This window comes from uncultured Tessaracoccus sp., assembly GCF_947255005.1.
Taxonomy (GTDB): domain Bacteria; phylum Actinomycetota; class Actinomycetes; order Propionibacteriales; family Propionibacteriaceae; genus Arachnia.
Window position 1 is genome coordinate 1 of sequence record NZ_CAMYFI010000050.1, and the last position, 16137, is coordinate 16137.

Here is a 16137-nt window from a genome sequence, read left to right on the forward strand (position 1 = left end):
GGTGAGTTGTTGGCGTAGTCGTAGGCGTCCCAGATGAAGTGGGGTGCGTATTTCTCGAAGGCGTCTTGGAAACTCATACTCAGGGTTCCTAACTGTTACTGATGGTTTTTGGGATTCCAGTTTTCCCATTGACGATTTCTGTGATTTTGAATCCTGTGGGGCGTAGTCCGTCTTTGTCGTAGAGGATGTCGATGTCGACGTCGAAGACTTCACCGGCCTTGAGGCGGTTGGCCCAATCGTTTTCGATCCTTTTCATGTCTGACAGGTTCACTTTGTCGAGTTGTGCGACGATGTTGTCTAGTCTGCCAGAGCCGCCGAAGATGTCGGCGAAGAGGTGGCCTGCGTGGTCGTTTGTTTGTTTGCCTGCTGGGCGGCGGTTGTGGGAGCCGCGGCGGAGTTTCTTGGCGGGGCGTTGTAGGGGGCGGGCGTGTGCTTTGATGATGCGTCCGAGGTGGTCGGTTTGGTACACGTACTTGATTGGGCGCCCGGCCTTGTCTTTTGCTCCGCGACGGCCCGCGGTATAGACAGCGTCGGGTTCCAGTTTCCCGAATCCTTTCGGCACTTTCCCGCGTTTGACGGGGTTGCCGGGGACGTAGCGTTTGCCTTTGACAACCAGTTTTTCTACGAACTCGCGGACGATCTTCGACCCCGCAGACGCCGGAACTTTCGCCATCACTGGCCTCCTAGGAGCTGGTTGATGGCCTGATCGATCGCGATCGAGATTGCTGCACCGATCCCTTTACGCATCAACAACGATGCGCCGGCCGAGGCGCCGCCGGAGATGATCGCCGCCGCGAGCATGACCGCATCCAGCAGCAGTTTGCCGATCACGAAGGTTCGAAGCCCACGCACTAACCATGCGGCACCACGATACGATGCGGCCGCGGCAGGCGCATGATCACGAATCGAGACCATCGTCTCAATGTTCGCTTCACCGCCTGTCATGTAGGCGCGGAACGCGTCGACGGTAGGCCCGGTGTTGTTGTTGGCCACGTGGGTGATCGCCTGCTCGAATTGCGCTAACTGCGCATCCACCCGGACAGGCAGCTCCTCCCACAGCTCGGCCCACTGATCCAGCATGTCCTCATTACTGGTGGGCCACTCATACCCCAAATGATTCAACAACTCAATCGCTTTGGCTTTAATGAACGCGACCGGATCGTCAGGGATCGTGACTTCCAAACCAAGAAACGTCACCTCCATCAGATCACCTCCCTACCTGCTTGCCCAGCCAACTGTTGACTGTCAGCCTCGACGGTTTGGTAATCCTGCGCGATCGCGTCCATAGCCGCTGCTTCGCTGGCCACACCCTCCACATACGGGGTCAGCACCTGTTCGTGCATCACCTGCCCGAACACCTGCAACATGATCGTCAGTGCACCATCGACCGTGGACAGGCCCCCTGCAGCACCACACGCGCCCGCATCCGTGGTGGCCGCAACCACATCTTGCACCAGCTTCGACGACGCCTGCGCCGCATCATCAAACCCCTCCGCGGCGTTCAGCCACGACCGCGGATTGAACTCCACCTGCCCACTCACGGCTGCACCTTCGCAGCAGCTAACGTGTCAGCCCACGCCCGATCCAGCTTGCTGTTCGCCACCTGGAACGCGGCACCCAACTCACGCAAATCAGGTAACTGCTGCGACAACTCCTCTAACGACCGCCGGTTGAACTCCTCCAACGCGCGATTCACCGTCGCGCGCACCACACCCTCCACATCCTCACGGGAAGCCTGCTCAAACCAGAAGGGGTCACAATCAAGCCACGCCACCTGCGAATCACGCACCCCCACACGCACCTCAGCCCGCTCAGAGACGGCCTCCACCTCCAACTCCGGCACCTCACGCTCACGATGATCCGGCAGCGCAGCAGCCTGTTTCGTCACGTCCGCAATTGCGGAAAACGCATCATCAAATCCACCAGCCATGCAATGAACACTACGCGCCCAAAGGGTCAACTCACGGGTGTTCGCATTGTTTGCGTAGCGTTGCCCTAAGCCACGACGTCGGAAGCCTTGGGTTCGCGGCGTAGAATTGGCCCGCTTATGGTTGGTCAGCACCGGGAGGACGAGTGAATCGCTTGAAGCAGCGCAAGCCCAACGCGAAGCCGCCGCGCACCCGTAGGCGGCGAAGCCTGTGGAAGCGCCTCGCACTGGGGCTCACCATCACGGTGCTCGTCGTCGCCCTCGCGGGGCTCGGCGGGCTGGCTGCCCTGTACGTCACCACCGAAGTTCCCAACCCCAACGACGATTTCCAGACCAACACCACGTTCATCTATTACGCCGACGGCAAGACGCAGATGGGGTCGCTCTCGGTGCAAAACCGCGAAACCCTCGGCTACGACGAAATCCCGAAGATCATGAAGGATGCGGTAATCGCCGCCGAGGACCGCTCCTTTTGGGAGAACCCTGGCTTCTCGGCGCTCGCCATTGCGCGTGCGGCGTGGAGTATCGCGTCGGGTGGTGAAATGCAGGGCGGCTCCACCATCACTCAGCAGTACATCAAGATCCTCTACCTCGACTCCGAACGCACGCTGAAGCGCAAGGTGCGCGAGCTGATGCTCGCTGTGAAGCTGGGCAAGGAAGTGCCGAAGGAAGAGGTGCTCGCGGGCTACCTCAACACCATCTACTTCGGCCGTGGCGCCTACGGTGTGCAGGCGGCGTCGAAGTCGTACTTCCTGAAACCCGTGCGCGACGTGAGCGTCGCGGAGGCGGCCACGCTCGCGGCGCTGCTCAACAACCCAGCCGGGCTGAACCCGTCGGGCGGCGAAGCCAAACTCAAGAAGCTGCATGGGCGCTACCAGTACGTGCTGGCCGGCATGCTGGAGCAGGGTGCGATCACGAAACAGCAATACGACGAGGCCTACCCGCAGCTTCCGAAGTTCCCCGACGTGCCGGTGAACAATCGCTACGGCGGCCCGAAGGGCTACCTCATCAAGATGGTGGAGCGCGAGCTTGAGGAGGCCGGTATCCCCGAGGAACAGATCCACGGCGGCGGCCTGCGCATCACCACCACCATCGACAAGCGCCTGCAAGACAAGGCCATCGAGGTGGCGCAGGAGTACACGAAGAAGGCGGCCGAAGGGGGCCGCGACGGAGCGAACGCCGACGACCTCCACATCGCGCTGGCTTCAGTCGATACCGCCTCGGGCGGTCTGAAGGCCATGTACGGCGGGCCCGACTACGTGCAGGCGCCGCGCAACTGGGCCACGACGGCGCGCCCGGCCGCATCCACGTTCAAGACGTTCGCCGTGATCGCTGGCTTGAGGCAGGGGTTCACGCTCAAATCCATCTTCGACGGCAACACCTTCACGCCGCGCGGGGATTCGTCGCCGGTACACAACCAAGGCGAGGAAGAGTACGGCAGCGTGACGCTCAGGCGGGCGTTAGCGAAATCGATCAACACCGCGTTCGTCGACCTCACGCAGCAGATGGACGACGGTGCCGATGCCATCGCCAAGGCCGCCAACGACGCTGGCGCACCCGAGGGCAAGGGTTGGGAGCGCAACAATCGCCTGGCGCTCGGCGTCGCCGAGGTGAGCCCGGTGCACATGGCCAATGCGTACGCGACGCTCGCCAATGAGGGGAAACGCAACGCCGCGCACATCGTCGAGAAGGTCACCGACAGCCGCGGGCAGGTGCTCTACGAAGCCGACACCGCCGGGAAGCAGACGGTGGAGCCGGAGGTGGCGGCCAACGTTGTCGACGCGCTTACCTCCGTGGTGGATGAGGGCACCGGCGTGAAGGCGTCCAATCTCGGGCGCCCCGTCGCCGGTAAAACCGGCACGAACGGCATCGACAAGAAGATCACGTCGGCGTGGTTCGTCGGGATGACGAAGCAGGTATCGACCGCGGTGATGTTCGTCGCGGGTGACGGAGGCACCGGCGACCTCGTGCCGTACCGGGCGCCCGAGCACCGCACGTTCTACGGTTCTGGCTATCCGCTGCTCACCTGGCTGTCCTACATGGAGGCCGCGACGAAGGGGCAGCCGGTCGAAGACTTCGCCACCGCGCCGGAGTTGAAGCGCAAGCGCAAGACCCCCGTCGAGGAAAAGCCCAAACCACGACAGTCAGAGAAGACGTCGAAACAGAGGCACGAGCCCAAGCCATCGGAGCGAACGGAGCAGCCCAGCGAGACGCCACCGTCGGAGCCTCCCCCGGCAGAGCCTTCTGAGGAGCCGGCAGAGCCCAAGCCGAGCCAGCAACCCACCGACCAGCCGACGAAACCTGCTCCGGAGCCCGAGCCCACGGAAACGCAGCCGACGAAACCTCGGCCGACGAAGCCGCAGCCCACGAAGCCGCAACCCACGAAGTCTGGAGCCGGCGAGAACGGCGAGGCGTAACACCACGCGAATCCACTAGGGTGACGCAGGTGAACAACGCACTCATTCCGGCGCTCGGCGGCCCTGTGGGTGCGCACGGGCGCCGCTCTGGGCCGTTCTTTCAGCCGCTGCCCTGGGCAATCCTCGTCGCCACTGGGCTGTTCACGCTCCTCTATCTTCGGCATCTTCCGTGCGTTACTACGGATCCAGCGAACCCGGTGAATGCCTACATCCGGCTGTGTTACTCGGATGTGATGGTGAACTACTCGTACAACGAGTGGGCTTCCGGTGTGCACCTGCTGGGCGCGCCCGACCTCAGCTATCCGCCTGTGCTGGCGATGCTCATCACGCTGAGCAGCTGGTTTGGGCGACTGCTTGGTTGGCGGTTCACGTCGCAGCCCACCAGCAACGGGTACGTGGGGCTGTCCGAGTTTTTCGGCGCGACGGCGATCATGCTCTTCGCGGCATTCTTGCTGCTGGTGGTGGTGAGCGCGCATATCGCGCGCCGTGCGGGCCGAGCCTGGGATGTCATGGTGATCGCCGCGTCCCCTATCGTGCTCGCTGCGGGCCTCATCGGGTGGGACCTCTTCGGCCTGGCGCTCACCGCCCTCGCGGTACTGGCGTTCAGCGCCGAGCGCACGTTTGAGGCCGCTTTGGTGGCCGGCCTGGCCGCGTCAACGTCGACGATGGCGCTGCTGTTCATCGTGGCGATGTGCGCGTGGTGTGTGCTGCGAGCGAAGTGGCGGCGGTGCGGGTTGTTCGCGGCTGCGTTCAGCGTCACGGTGGTGTTGGTGCATGTGCCGCAGGCGGTGGCGAGTTTCTCGTCGGTGGTGCGGTTCTACCAGGGTGCGGCCAATGGGCAGATCAGTTACGGGTCGGTGTGGTATCTGCTGCGCGACATGGGGGTGCCGCTCAGGGAGTTCGGGTCGCTGACCTTCGTGGTGTCGTTGCTCGTGATCGGGGTGTGGTTGGCGTGGCTGTACACGTCGCGGCGCATACCGAGCCTGGGTGAACTGGCGGCCACGATGGCGCTGATCTGGGTGCTGCTAGCACCGGCCTATCCGCCGCAGATGGCATTGTGGGTGCTGTTTGCGTTGTTCTTGGTGCGGCCGGCTGGCGGTGTGTTGTGGGGGTATTCGCTGGTGCAGCTGTTGCACACTGCGGCGGTATGGGGGCGGCTCGCCGGGCATCTCGAGCCGGGCAAGGGCGGGCCGTGGTTGCTATATCACCTCGTCGTGGTGTTGCGTGCAGGCTTCGAGCTGGCCCTGCTGCTTGAGACCATGCACGGCGTGCGGCGTCGCGGGTCAGCGGCGCTCCGTGCGACTGAGCGCACACCAGAAGCCGAAAACAGCCGAGATTAGGCCGAAATCGCCCTCTGGCGTGCGCTCAGTCGAGCAACGCTGTTGAGTCCTACTCGAAAACGCACTCGTCGAAGGTGGTGGTGGTCATCCGGACGGTGACGGGCACCTCGTCGCCGACGGTGACCGGACGGCCCGGGCCGCCGACGAACACCAGCGAGGCGTGCATATGCGGCGGCTCGGCGAACGGACGCTTGCGGCCGTCGATGGTGAATGGGCTTGTTACCTGGCCACGGAACTCGTCGAAGGCCTCCGCGAACGGGATGAGTCGCTGCTTGAACGAGTGCGCGGTGGCGGGGGCGGCGAGCGCGACGCCGTGCGCCGTGCCGCCGGAGATCACCACAAGGCAGCCCTGCGACGGAGTCTTCTCACCGTGGTAGCCGACGGGTGTGCCCTTCGGCAGCTGGTGCACGTCGAGCACGGTGCCGGTGGCGCGGTAGGCATTCGGGTTGCCCAGCCACAAGCGGGTGCCAACCCGCATGCGCAGCGGCACGTCGAGCTCCGCGGCGAGGACGCGGTAGTCGTCGAAGGAGAGGTGCGAGAACCATATTCCCTTGTCGGCCTGCGGGTGCCGGGCGATGGCGGCGGTGAGCGCGCGGGCCTCGTCGAGGGAGCCGGATGCGGGCAGGTGCACCGTCCAGCCACGCACATCGAGTGCGGAGAGATCGGCGCGAGGGAGCTCGTCGGGGGCGATGCCGTGGCGGTGCATCGACGTCTCCACCTCCACGAGCACAGCCGTACCCGGGTGCTCGCGCGTGAGTGCCTGCACGTCCTCGACGCGCGACACGGTGGTAATGACGTGCCGGTCGGCGAGGTATTGCGTCGCGAGGGCGTCGAACGGCCGCCACGGGTTCAGCACGACGATGTCGCCCGCCCAGCCGGCCTCGCGCAGCTCGGCCACCTCGTGCGCGGTGCCGACCGCGACGGTGTCCAGGCCGAGGCGCTCGACCTCACCCGCCAGCACCCCGTTGCCGAAGCCGTACCCGCACCCCTTCGCGACGGGCACAATGCCCGGACACTGCGCAACAACGTCGCGCTGATGGGCGCGCCACAATTCGGTGTCGATGTGGAGTTTCAGCATGTCAGCGTCGCTTCATGTAGATGTCGAAAGCCTTGTAGAGCACCTTGTTGATGGGGAAATCCCACTCGCCAAGGTAGGCGACTGCTTCGCCGCCCGTGCCCACCTTGAACTGGATCAGGCCGAGCTCCGGATCGTCGGCGCCTACTCCCTCGACGATGCCTCGCAGGTCGTAGACGGCGCAGCCGGCGGCATTCGCGTCGCGGATCATCTGCCACTGCACCGCGTTGGAGCCGCGTACCTCTCGCTTGTGCGTCGAGGACGCCCCATACGAATACCAGGCGTGTTCGCCGACGGTGACGAAGGTCGTCGCGGCGACGAGGTCGCCCTCGTGCTCAGACAGGTACAGTTTCATGCGTCCGTCTTGTTCGGCGTTGAGGGCGTCCCACATCTGCTCGAAGTACGCCAGCGGGCGCCCGGTGAACCCGTCGCGTTCGGCGGTTTCGAGGTAGAGCTCGTGGAAGCGCGCCAGGTCGTCGCGGGTGCCGAGCCGCACCTCGACGCCCATCTTGGCGGCCTTCTTGATATTGCGGCGCCAGAGCTGGTTCATGCCCTTGAGGAGCTCATCTTCGGTTTTTTGCGTGCCGTCGGTGTGGCGAAGCGGCAGCTGGAAGTTGAACTGCGGCTGGCCGGCCGCGAATCCCTCGCCGGACTCGTCGGTGATCCACCGGCGCTGCTGCAGGGCACGCAGCGCCCGGGTGCCTTCGAGCGTCGTCTCATCGGGGGTGGCCTGCGACAGCTTGGTGATGGCGTCGTCGGCAATGGCGCTCTTGATGGTGGGGGCGCTCCAGCGGCGGTGCACCACAGCCGGGCCGATGCGCACCGCGAATGCGCGGTTGCGCTTGGCGTAGGCGACGAGGGCGTCGAGGTGTTCGGCGAAGTCGGTGCGATCCCAGTCGAGCACGGGCCCTTCGGGGAGGTAGGCCAGGTAGCGACGAAGCTTCGGCAGCTTGCGATACAAGATGAGCGCGGTGCCGGTGAGCTCGTCGCCGTCGAAGAATCCGACGGTCTCACCTCGCCAGTCGGACTTCACCTTGGCCCAGGCTGGTGTTTGCAGGAACGACGCCGACCCCCGCTGTGCGATGAACTCGAGCACGCGGGATGCGGACACGGGACGAACTTGGATGCTCACGTCAGCCAATGTACCCACTCGGCCCGCTGACGGCGACGGGCCACGTCGAAGGGGAGCCAGTTGGTGGTGATCTGAAGGTTCTTGGCGGTTTTCGGCCCAAAGTGCACCCTACGCATGGTTGGTTAGAGGTGGCGAGATTTTCACCTCTCTCCTTCTCTCAATCTCGCCCGTTGAAGCAGGAGCGGCCCCATCGCGTGGCCGCTCCTGCGCCTTATGCCCAGAAAACGCGACGGGGTCCGTCGCTGTGTATCGAAAACAGCGCTGGCAAGCCAGGGAAAGATTACCGCAACGTAGATTAATCGTAAATCGAACCCAGGTTAGGCTATCCTTATTGCGCCGTGTAGTATCCCGGGCATGAACGCGAAACAGTCACAGGAACGCGCCGAGCTAGGTGAACTCCGAGCGGGCACTGGCGCCGTCGTCACCAACGTTGTGCGTACGCCAGGCAACCACTTCGTCGTTCGCCGCCTCGCCGAACTCGGCATCCGCCCGGGCGCGCAGATCACGGCCGGGCAGCGCACGCCCGGCGGGGGGCGCGTCGTAGGTGTCGCCGGCGCCCGCCTGGCCCTCGATCGCGCCACGCTGCACATGCTCGAGGTGCGTCCGGCATGACGAACACCCTCCGCATAGAGCCCGTAAAACCCGTCGTCAGCTGCCATTGCAACGACGCGGGGGCCGTCGCGCCCAAGGGTTCGCCCATCGTCGCGCTCATCGGTTCACCCAACGTCGGGAAGTCGACGCTGTTCAATGCCCTGACCGGCGCCCGACGCACCATGGGCAACTGGCCCGGCACCTCCGTCGAGGTGGGGCGCGGCGCATGGAAAGGCCGCCGCACGTGCGACCTGCTCGACCTACCCGGCGCGTATTCGCTCGACGCGATGTCACCCGACGAGGAACTCACCCACGCGCTCCTGCTCCTGGCGCCGGAGGACGAGCGCCCCGACGTTGTCGTGGTGATCGTCGACGCGGCCCACCTCAGCCGCTCGATGTATCTGCTTTCGCAGGTGCGTGAGCACCGCTTCCGCATCGTCGTGGCCATGACGATGGACGACCTCGCTAGTCAGCAGGGCATCGATGTCGACCAGCAGGCGCTGAGCGCTGCCGTCGGTGTACCCGTCATCGCCGTGAATCCGCGCACGCGCACGGGCCTCGTCGAGCTGGAAGAGGCCGTGATGGACGCCCTCGACGGATGCTGCGCGCCTCCTCGCACGCTGCCCGCCGACGCGGACGAGTTCACACTCGCCGACGACCGCTTCGCCTGGATCGACGCCGCCGTCGCCTCCGCCACGACGCAGCCCGCGCAGCCGAAACGTACCAACACGGAGCGCTTCGACAAGATCGCACTGCACCCCGTCGCCGGCCCGCTGCTGTTCCTGGCGACGATGTGGCTGGTGTTCCAGATCACGACGACGGTGGCGGCGCCGCTGCAAGACGGGCTGGAAGGCTTTGTCACCGGCCCCATCACTGACTGGGCGCGAGCCGGGTTGGAGGCCATCCACCTGCCGAACATTGTGACGAGCCTCATCGTCGACGGGATCATCGCCGGCGTCGGTGCGCTCATGCCGTTCATCCCGCTGATGACGCTCATGTTCATGCTGTTGGCCATCCTGGAAGACTCCGGCTACATGGCGCGCGCCGCCGTCGTCGCCGACCGCACCATGCGCTGGATCGGCCTGCCCGGCAAGGCCTTCCTGCCGCTCATCGTGGGCTACGGCTGCAACGTGCCGGCCATCTCCGCCACGCGAGTGCTCTCGCAACGCCGCCACCGCATCATGACCGCGTTGCTCGTGCCGTTCACGTCGTGCTCGGCGCGCCTCACCGTGTACATGCTGGTGGCAAGCGCGTTCTTCCCCCGGCACGCGGGCAGCGTCGTGTTCGTGATGTACCTGCTCTCGATCGTGCTCATCGTGCTCGCCGGGCTGTTCATGAAGAACACGCTGTGGCGCACCATGGGCAGCGAGCCGCTCATTATGGACCTGCCGCCCTACCAATTCCCGACGGCGCGCCTCACCGCGTCGGTGACTTGGACCCGCCTCAAGGGCTTCCTGGAGACCGCCACCGGCATCATCGTCATCACGGTTGCCGCGGTGTTCGTGCTGCAGTCCATCCCGGTGACGGGGGAGGGCTCGTTCGGCGACCTCGAACCCGAGGACTCCGCCTACGCGGCCGTGGCGAAGACCGTCGCGCCGGTCTTTCAACCCGCAGGCTTCGGCACCTGGGAGACCACCGGCGCGCTGGTGACGGGCTTCATCGCGAAGGAGGCCGTCATCTCCACGTGGGCGCAGACCTACGCCGTCGACGACCCCGAGGAAAGCGGCGACGACGCGGCGCTCACGGCGAAGATCAACCAGGCCTTCGAAGAGTCGTCTGGTGGGCACAAGATTCCCGCCGTGTGGGCGTTTCTGGTGTTCCTGCTGACGTACACGCCGTGCATGGCGGTGCTGGCTGCGCAGCTGAGAGAGATCGGCTGGAAGTGGACGCTCTTCGGGCTGGGCACGCAGCTCGCCGGGGCCTGGCTGCTGGCCGTCGCAGTATTCCAGATCGGGAGCCTGTTCGCGTGAGCGGGCCGCTCACCCAGGTGGCCCGCGCGATCGGCGACGGCGTCGGCACCCGTGCTGGCATCGCACGCGCGACGGGCCTCGCGCCCGATGTCGTCGACGCCGCCCTGGCCCACCTCGAACGCACGGGATTCCTCGTCTCGGAGCAGCTTTCCTCTGGTTGCCCCGAAGGTGGCTGCGGCGCCTGCCCTAGCGGCAAGGCCGACGGGTCTGCCGGCTGTGGCGCCTCGGGCATGAGCACCGCGCGTGGGCCCGTGATGCTGAAACTCACCCGGCGCCCCGGCTGACACCCCTCAATTCGTGAGATCCGTTGCGGTTTTCCGCAACGGATCTCACACTCTGGCACCCATCGACTGTGCGACGGCCCTGGGCCGCGCAGACGAAGAATGCCCCGACGACGCCCGCGCCGCCCAGTGCGTAGAGGCCGGGCCACCGTCGAGAGTGGAGCTGGCATTACTGACGTGCGAGCGCAGCTGCGGTGTAATTGGTTCATGCTTGTCGTTGCCTTGGTGTGTCTTCTCGCGTTTGCGGTGTGGTTCGCCGTCGAGCCGCGCGTGGTGTGGCCGGGATTTCTGCTGACCTTCGGACTCGCCGCGCTCGTGGCGGAGGTGGTGCTGTGGTTGGGCGTGGCCTCCACACTGCCGGTGGTGGGGCTGCCGTTCGGGTTGGTACTCGTCGTGCTCGCCATGGTGTTGCTGGGCTCGCCGGTGATCGTCGGGGTATTCCTCATCGCCAACTTCGTGCTGATGCTGCGCAAGGAAGGACGAACCCGCGCCACAATGCTTTCCGGCCTTGTCGGAGCCGGGACGCTCACCTACGTGACGACATTCGTCGTCGCCTATCTGCTGCAGTGGGATTGGCAGGCCTTCCTCCTTGGCGCGCTCGGGCTACCCCTGCTGGCGGTGGCCGTCGGGTTCGTGAGCTTCCTCATCTACTCCAACTTCTACACCTGGTGGTTTGGCCGGTTCGGCGGGCAGGTGAGTGCGGTCGTCGTGCTGGGCGGTGCGTTGCGTGGGCGGACGGTGTCGCCGTTGCTCGGGCGTCGGATCGACAAGGGGCTGGAACTCGCCCGCAGGCAGTGGAACGGCGGGCGCCAGATTCCTATCATCATGTCCGGTGGACAAGGCGCCGACGAGGAGGTCTCCGAGGCGTCGGCCATGGCTGAGTACGCGCGGGGCCGAGGGGTGCCGTCGGAGAGAATCTGGCTGGAAGAGCGTTCGACGACGACGGCAGAAAACCTCGCCTTCACCGCAGAACTGCTGCGCGACAAGGGAATTCATGGGCCTGTGGTGGTTGCGACGAATGATTATCACGCGTTTCGTGCCGCGACGATGATGCGTCGGGCTAAGGTGCCGGGCTATGCCCTCGGCTACCGGACCGCGCGCTACTACTGGCCGGCGGCGACGATCCGCGAATACCTGGCCGTGTTGCGAGACCACCGGCTGTTCGTGTCCGTCGTGCTGGGGCTACTGCTGCTTCCGCTGCTGATTGGACTTGCGAGTGTCTTGGCTTGAACGTGATTGAGGCGCTCAGGGGCAGCCGAGGTGGCGGACGAATTCGGGGTTCACCCTTGGGCCTGCTTGGTGACGACGTCGACCCATGGTCCATACAGCTCCTCGGCCTCTCAGGCTTTGATGACCGCGTCGCGTAGTGCCCGTCGTGCGTCATACTTTCCCTGTGGCAGAAGCGACGAGGAGAGCAGCGGCGGAGGCCTTCAACGCCTTCACCGGCTGGCTGCACGCCCTGATTCCCCGCCAGATCCGGCGCTTCCTGCCGCCCACCTTCATCGGGTTCGCACTCATCAACTCCTCGACGTTCCTCCTCGACCTGGTGCTTTTGTCGCTCAGCACGCGTCAGCTCAGGTGGCCGTACCCCGTCGCGGTGTCGGTGAGTTTCGCGGTGGCAGCGAGTGTCGCGTTCGTGCTCAACAAGGTGCTCAACTTCCGTGCCCACGGCGAGACTGGGCGGCAATCCGGGCGCTACGTACTGGTGCTGGTGACGAACTACGCGCTCTGGATCCTCGGTTTTTCGTGGATGCTGAACGCGCTCGGCGTACCCCCGGAGCTGGCGCGCATACTTGCCGCGTTCGCGGAGGGCATCTACATCTATTTGCTATCGCGACTGTGGGTGTTTCGACGGCGGCTCTCGCCGAAGGCGTCTGCCGCGCCCACACCCCTGAAAGCGTGAGATCTGTTGCGGGAAGCCGCAACAGATCTCACACGATGGCGTTCGTCGGGTGCGAGATGGGCATGAGGTGGGCGACGCGGTAGCGTGGCGAGGGTTTGTGAAAGGGGACAACCGTGGGAGCATCCGCGTTCCAACTCATCGCGATGATCGCCTACCTGGTGGCCATGCTGCTGATCGGGTGGTACTCGTACAAGAAGACGAACGACCTCGGCGACTACATGCTCGGCGGGCGCGACCTCCACCCCGCCGTCGCAGCGCTCTCAGCAGGCGCCGCCGACATGTCCGGATGGCTGCTCATGGGGCTGCCGGGTGCCATCTACGTCGGCGGGCTCGTCGAGGCGTGGATTGCGGTGGGGCTCACCGTCGGCGCCTGGTGCAACTGGAAGCTCGTCGCGCCGAGGCTGCGCGCATACACGCAGGTGGCGAACGATTCCATCACCATCCCCAGCTTCCTCGAAAACCGCTTGCGCGACCGATCTCGTCTGTTGCGGATCGCGTCGGGCTTCATCATCTTGGTGTTCTTCACGTTCTACGTGAGTTCCGGCATGGTGGCTGGTGGTGTGTTCATGCAGTCCAGCTTTGGCCTCGACTATCGCGTCGGCATGCTCATCGCCGCCGGCGTCACGATCACGTACACGCTCTTCGGCGGGTTCCTGGCCGTGAGCTACACCGATTTCGTGCAGGGCCTCATGATGGCGGTCGGCCTAATTCTCGTGCCAGTGGTGGGCATGATCGTCCTCGGTGGCCCGGGCGCGGTGGGAAGCTTGGTGTCGCAAGCCGATGCGGCGGAGGGCCTCAACCGGCTCACCATGCTGCCCAGCCCCATGACGCCGGTGGCGGCAATCGGCATCATTTCCGCGCTGGCTTGGGGGCTCGGCTATTTCGGGCAGCCGCACATCATCGTGCGGTTCATGGCGCTGCGCTCCACCGCCGAGGCACGTGCTGGCCGCCGGATTGGCATCGGTTGGATGCTGTTCGCTGTCGCGGGTGCGGTGGCGACGGCGCTCGTCGGCGTGGCCTGGCATCAGCGCGCAGGCAGCACGCTCGCCGACCCCGAAACCGTGTTTATCGATATGGGGCAGATCCTATTCCACCCCCTCATCGCGGGCTTCCTGCTGGCGGCAGTGCTGGCCGCGATCATGTCGACCATCTCAAGCCAGCTGCTCGTCACCGCATCGGCGCTCATCGAAGACATCATCAAGGCGTTCCACAAGCATCCCCGCACCGATAATCACTACGTGCTGCTCAGCCGCCTGGCGGTGCTTGCCGTCGCCTTCGTCGCTGCCGCAATGGCCTGGACCCAAAACGACACCATCCTCGCCCTGGTCGCCTTCGCGTGGGCCGGGTTTGGCGCTTCGTTTGGCCCGACGGTGATCCTCGCCCTGTTCTGGCGCAAGCTCTCGGCGATGGGTGCGCTGGCGGGCATGGTGACCGGTGCGGTGATCGTGGGCATCTGGGGCAACATCTCCGGCGGCATCTTCGACCTGTACGAAATCCTCCCCGGCTTCCTCGGAAGCCTGCTGGTGGCGTGGGCCGTGAGCCTCATCACCTACCGGGAGAACCTCGACGTGCAGCGTGAGTTTAGCGAGACCGTCCGGGCGGTTGGCTATTGTCAAGAAGTCGACTGAGCGCACTCCAGATGGCGAAAATGGCCCCCTGGGAGGCCAAAATCATGATCTGGTGTGCGCTCAGTCGCGTTGTGCGAAGTAGAGGTGATCTCACATGGCTGAGTTTTCTGTCGTTCCGGTGACGAAAGAGAATCGCGGCGACGCCGCACGCGCACTCGCGGACGCGTTCATGACCGACGACCACATCGTTGCCATGCTGCCCGCGGGCTCCACGCGTGAGCGCCTGCGTTCGCTCATGCTGGCGCAGGTGAGCGAGATGCTGGCGGCCGGGCCGGGGGCGGTGGTCGCCGTCGATGGGGAGGCGACGCTCGGCGCGGCGCTGTGGCAGTCGCCGGGCGCATCGACGCCGTGGGCCGCCGTGCTGCGCAACCTCCCGCTCTACGTGCGGCGGCTGCACCGCCGCTTCCCCGACGCTTTGCGCAGCACGCTCTCGGAGCGCCGTCACCAGCCGCGCGTGCCGCACTGGTACCTGGCCTACCTGGGCACGCCGCCCGCAGCGCGCGGCCGTGGAGTGGGCACCGCGTTGGTGCAATACGGCGTCGACCAGGCCCGACGCGACGGCGTGGGCGCCTACCTGGAAGCATCCAGCCGCGCGAACGTCGAGTACTACAAGAAGTTCGGGTTCGTGGAGATGGGCGAGGTCCCTGCTCCTGGCACGTCGCCCACCTACGCCATGTGGCTGCCGCGCGAAGACCGCCCCGCGAGCTAACGGGGCAGCCGCCTACGCCCCGCTCGGCCCGCGGCGCTGCCTGACGATCACCACGGCAGCCGCGCCGAGCACGACGATCACCCCCACAGCCACGACGGTGCCGGTGGGGAATCCTGCCTCCGGCACTGCCTCCGGCGTGACTACCTCCGGGTCCGTCAGATCAGCTTCGGACACCCCCGACGGCAGACGCAGCTCTCCGTCGATCTCCACGCGCAGCGGCGAAGGAGTGCAACCTTTCGTGTCCTTGTGGTTACGACACCAGCCCTCGATGGTGCCCGGCTTGGGCTTCCACTCCTTGGCGCCCTTGGAGGAGAACACCCACATCTCGTCGACCGACGCGTGCCAGTAGTTCCAAAACGAGCCGTCGAACTTCTTGGGGCACGGGTCGGGGCGCCCGCCGAGCGAGCAGATCAGGCCGCTCTTGTCATGCTCGATCGTCACATTGGCTGCCCTGAGCGCAGCCTCACCGGTGTCGGGCGTGCCCACGCACTGGTTCGCGACGACGGTTCCGTCCACGTCGGCGACATACAGCCACACCTGCCCCGCATCCAAACAAGCGCCGACCGCGTTGCTGCCTTGCTTCGACGGTTGCCCGACGGGTGGCGCATCGTCGGCGACGGCTAGCGGCGCGGTGCAAAACAGCAGCGCGGCGAGGAGACTCAGCACACGGCGCATGGGAGGTCCTTCCAATAGGCACTGGGGCCAGTACCTTGACAGTACTGGCCCCAGATTTCAGGGGTGGGGTCAGCCGCGCACGTAGTCGAATTGGGTGCCGTAGGTGATGGTGTTTCCTACTTGCACACCGACGCGCCAGGTGGTGCGGCCGGGGTTGTGTTGGCCGTAGGTGAGGGGGATGGAGTAGCCGCCGTTGGCGTTGGTGGTGCGTTCTTGCGACTTGGCCCAGGTGCCGTTGGGCAGCTTCACCTCCGTCCACACTCGCGCGTTGCTTGCGCCCCGAGCGGTGCCCCACACGTAGGTGGTGGTTCCGACGCCAGCGGTACCCGCCGACGCGCTGCTCACCGTAACCACGCGCTGGAAATCGAACGTCGCGCTGCGTGCGACGGTGGAACCAGTCTGGACGGCGACGCGCCAGGTGGTGCGGCCGGGGTTGTGTTGGCCGTAGGTGAGGGGGATGGAGTAGCCGCCGTTGGCGTTGGTGGTGCG

At 65.4% G+C, this 16137-nt stretch carries 17 protein-coding genes; 9 read left to right on the forward strand and 8 right to left on the reverse strand.

The window, feature by feature from the left end; genetic code table 11:
* Positions 1-88: 88 nt before the first annotated feature.
* From Q0X61_RS09870 to Q0X61_RS09885, 4 genes are read right to left on the reverse strand one after another with little or no spacing between them, the layout of a single operon-like run.
* A complete protein-coding gene (locus tag Q0X61_RS09870) occupies positions 89-673 on the reverse strand; it encodes a DNA/RNA non-specific endonuclease (RefSeq protein WP_297742359.1) in 585 nt (194 codons plus the stop codon).
* The gene (locus Q0X61_RS09875; RefSeq protein ID WP_297742360.1) at positions 673-1203 is read right to left on the reverse strand and encodes a hypothetical protein; all 531 of its coding nucleotides are present in this window, start codon (positions 1201-1203) and stop codon (positions 673-675) included. The genes Q0X61_RS09870 and Q0X61_RS09875 overlap by 1 nt, the downstream gene beginning before the upstream one ends.
* Positions 1203-1541, reverse strand: a complete 339-nt coding sequence (locus tag Q0X61_RS09880; RefSeq protein ID WP_297742361.1) for a hypothetical protein — start codon at positions 1539-1541, stop codon at positions 1203-1205. The genes Q0X61_RS09875 and Q0X61_RS09880 overlap by 1 nt, the downstream gene beginning before the upstream one ends.
* Complete coding sequence (locus Q0X61_RS09885; protein WP_297742362.1) at positions 1538-1930, reverse strand: hypothetical protein; 393 nt, start codon at positions 1928-1930, stop codon at positions 1538-1540. Before Q0X61_RS09885 ends, Q0X61_RS09880 begins: the two co-directional genes overlap by 4 nt.
* Positions 1931-2073: 143 nt before the next feature.
* On the opposite strand from Q0X61_RS09885, the gene Q0X61_RS09890 reads away from it, so the two are divergent.
* The gene (locus Q0X61_RS09890; RefSeq protein ID WP_297742363.1) at positions 2074-4344 is read left to right on the forward strand and encodes a transglycosylase domain-containing protein; all 2271 of its coding nucleotides are present in this window, start codon (positions 2074-2076) and stop codon (positions 4342-4344) included.
* Positions 4345-4373: 29 nt separating this feature from the next.
* Positions 4374-5684: a hypothetical protein gene (locus Q0X61_RS09895; RefSeq protein ID WP_297742364.1), complete on the forward strand. Its 1311-nt coding sequence runs from the start codon at positions 4374-4376 to the stop codon at positions 5682-5684.
* 49 nt (positions 5685-5733) lie between these two features.
* Here the strand turns inward: Q0X61_RS09895 and Q0X61_RS09900 are convergent, their stop codons facing one another.
* On the reverse strand, positions 5734-6762 hold the full coding sequence (locus Q0X61_RS09900) for an alanine racemase (protein ID WP_297742365.1): 1029 nt from the start codon (positions 6760-6762) through the stop codon (positions 5734-5736).
* A 1-nt stretch (position 6763) separates the two neighbouring features.
* Positions 6764-7891 carry a lipid II:glycine glycyltransferase FemX gene (locus tag Q0X61_RS09905; RefSeq protein ID WP_367270737.1) on the reverse strand — a complete coding sequence of 376 codons (1128 nt, stop codon included), beginning with the start codon at positions 7889-7891 and terminating at the stop codon, positions 6764-6766.
* 354 nt (positions 7892-8245) lie between these two features.
* Here Q0X61_RS09905 and Q0X61_RS09910 point away from each other — a divergent pair, with 354 nt between their 5' ends.
* From Q0X61_RS09910 to Q0X61_RS09940, 7 genes are all read left to right on the forward strand, one after another.
* Positions 8246-8503, forward strand: coding sequence for a FeoA family protein (locus Q0X61_RS09910; RefSeq protein ID WP_297742366.1), 258 nt, complete (start codon positions 8246-8248; stop codon positions 8501-8503).
* The gene (feoB, locus tag Q0X61_RS09915; protein WP_297742367.1) at positions 8500-10452 is read left to right on the forward strand and encodes a ferrous iron transport protein B; all 1953 of its coding nucleotides are present in this window, start codon (positions 8500-8502) and stop codon (positions 10450-10452) included. Before Q0X61_RS09910 ends, feoB begins: the two co-directional genes overlap by 4 nt.
* Entirely contained in the window at positions 10449-10736 is a 288-nt protein-coding gene (locus Q0X61_RS09920) for a hypothetical protein (RefSeq protein WP_297742368.1), read from the forward strand. The genes feoB and Q0X61_RS09920 overlap by 4 nt, the downstream gene beginning before the upstream one ends.
* 204 nt (positions 10737-10940) lie before the next feature.
* Entirely contained in the window at positions 10941-11963 is a 1023-nt protein-coding gene (locus Q0X61_RS09925; protein ID WP_297742369.1) for a YdcF family protein, read from the forward strand.
* A gap of 163 nt (positions 11964-12126) precedes the next feature.
* On the forward strand, positions 12127-12636 hold the full coding sequence (locus Q0X61_RS09930) for a GtrA family protein (protein ID WP_297742370.1): 510 nt from the start codon (positions 12127-12129) through the stop codon (positions 12634-12636).
* A 113-nt stretch (positions 12637-12749) separates the two neighbouring features.
* Positions 12750-14264, forward strand: a complete 1515-nt coding sequence (putP, locus tag Q0X61_RS09935) for a sodium/proline symporter PutP (protein ID WP_297742371.1) — start codon at positions 12750-12752, stop codon at positions 14262-14264.
* Positions 14265-14358: 94 nt separating this feature from the next.
* Positions 14359-14973 carry an N-acetyltransferase gene (locus Q0X61_RS09940; RefSeq protein ID WP_297742372.1) on the forward strand — a complete coding sequence of 205 codons (615 nt, stop codon included), beginning with the start codon at positions 14359-14361 and terminating at the stop codon, positions 14971-14973.
* 12 nt (positions 14974-14985) lie between these two features.
* On the opposite strand, the gene Q0X61_RS09945 is transcribed toward Q0X61_RS09940, so the two are convergent.
* Both Q0X61_RS09945 and Q0X61_RS09950 read right to left on the reverse strand, forming a co-directional pair.
* Positions 14986-15648 (reverse strand): hypothetical protein, encoded by a 663-nt coding sequence (locus tag Q0X61_RS09945; RefSeq protein ID WP_297742373.1) that lies wholly within the window; start codon positions 15646-15648, stop codon positions 14986-14988.
* A gap of 69 nt (positions 15649-15717) precedes the next feature.
* Positions 15718-16137: hypothetical protein (locus tag Q0X61_RS09950; RefSeq protein WP_297742374.1), on the reverse strand; the 420-nt coding region annotated here is incomplete at its 5' end.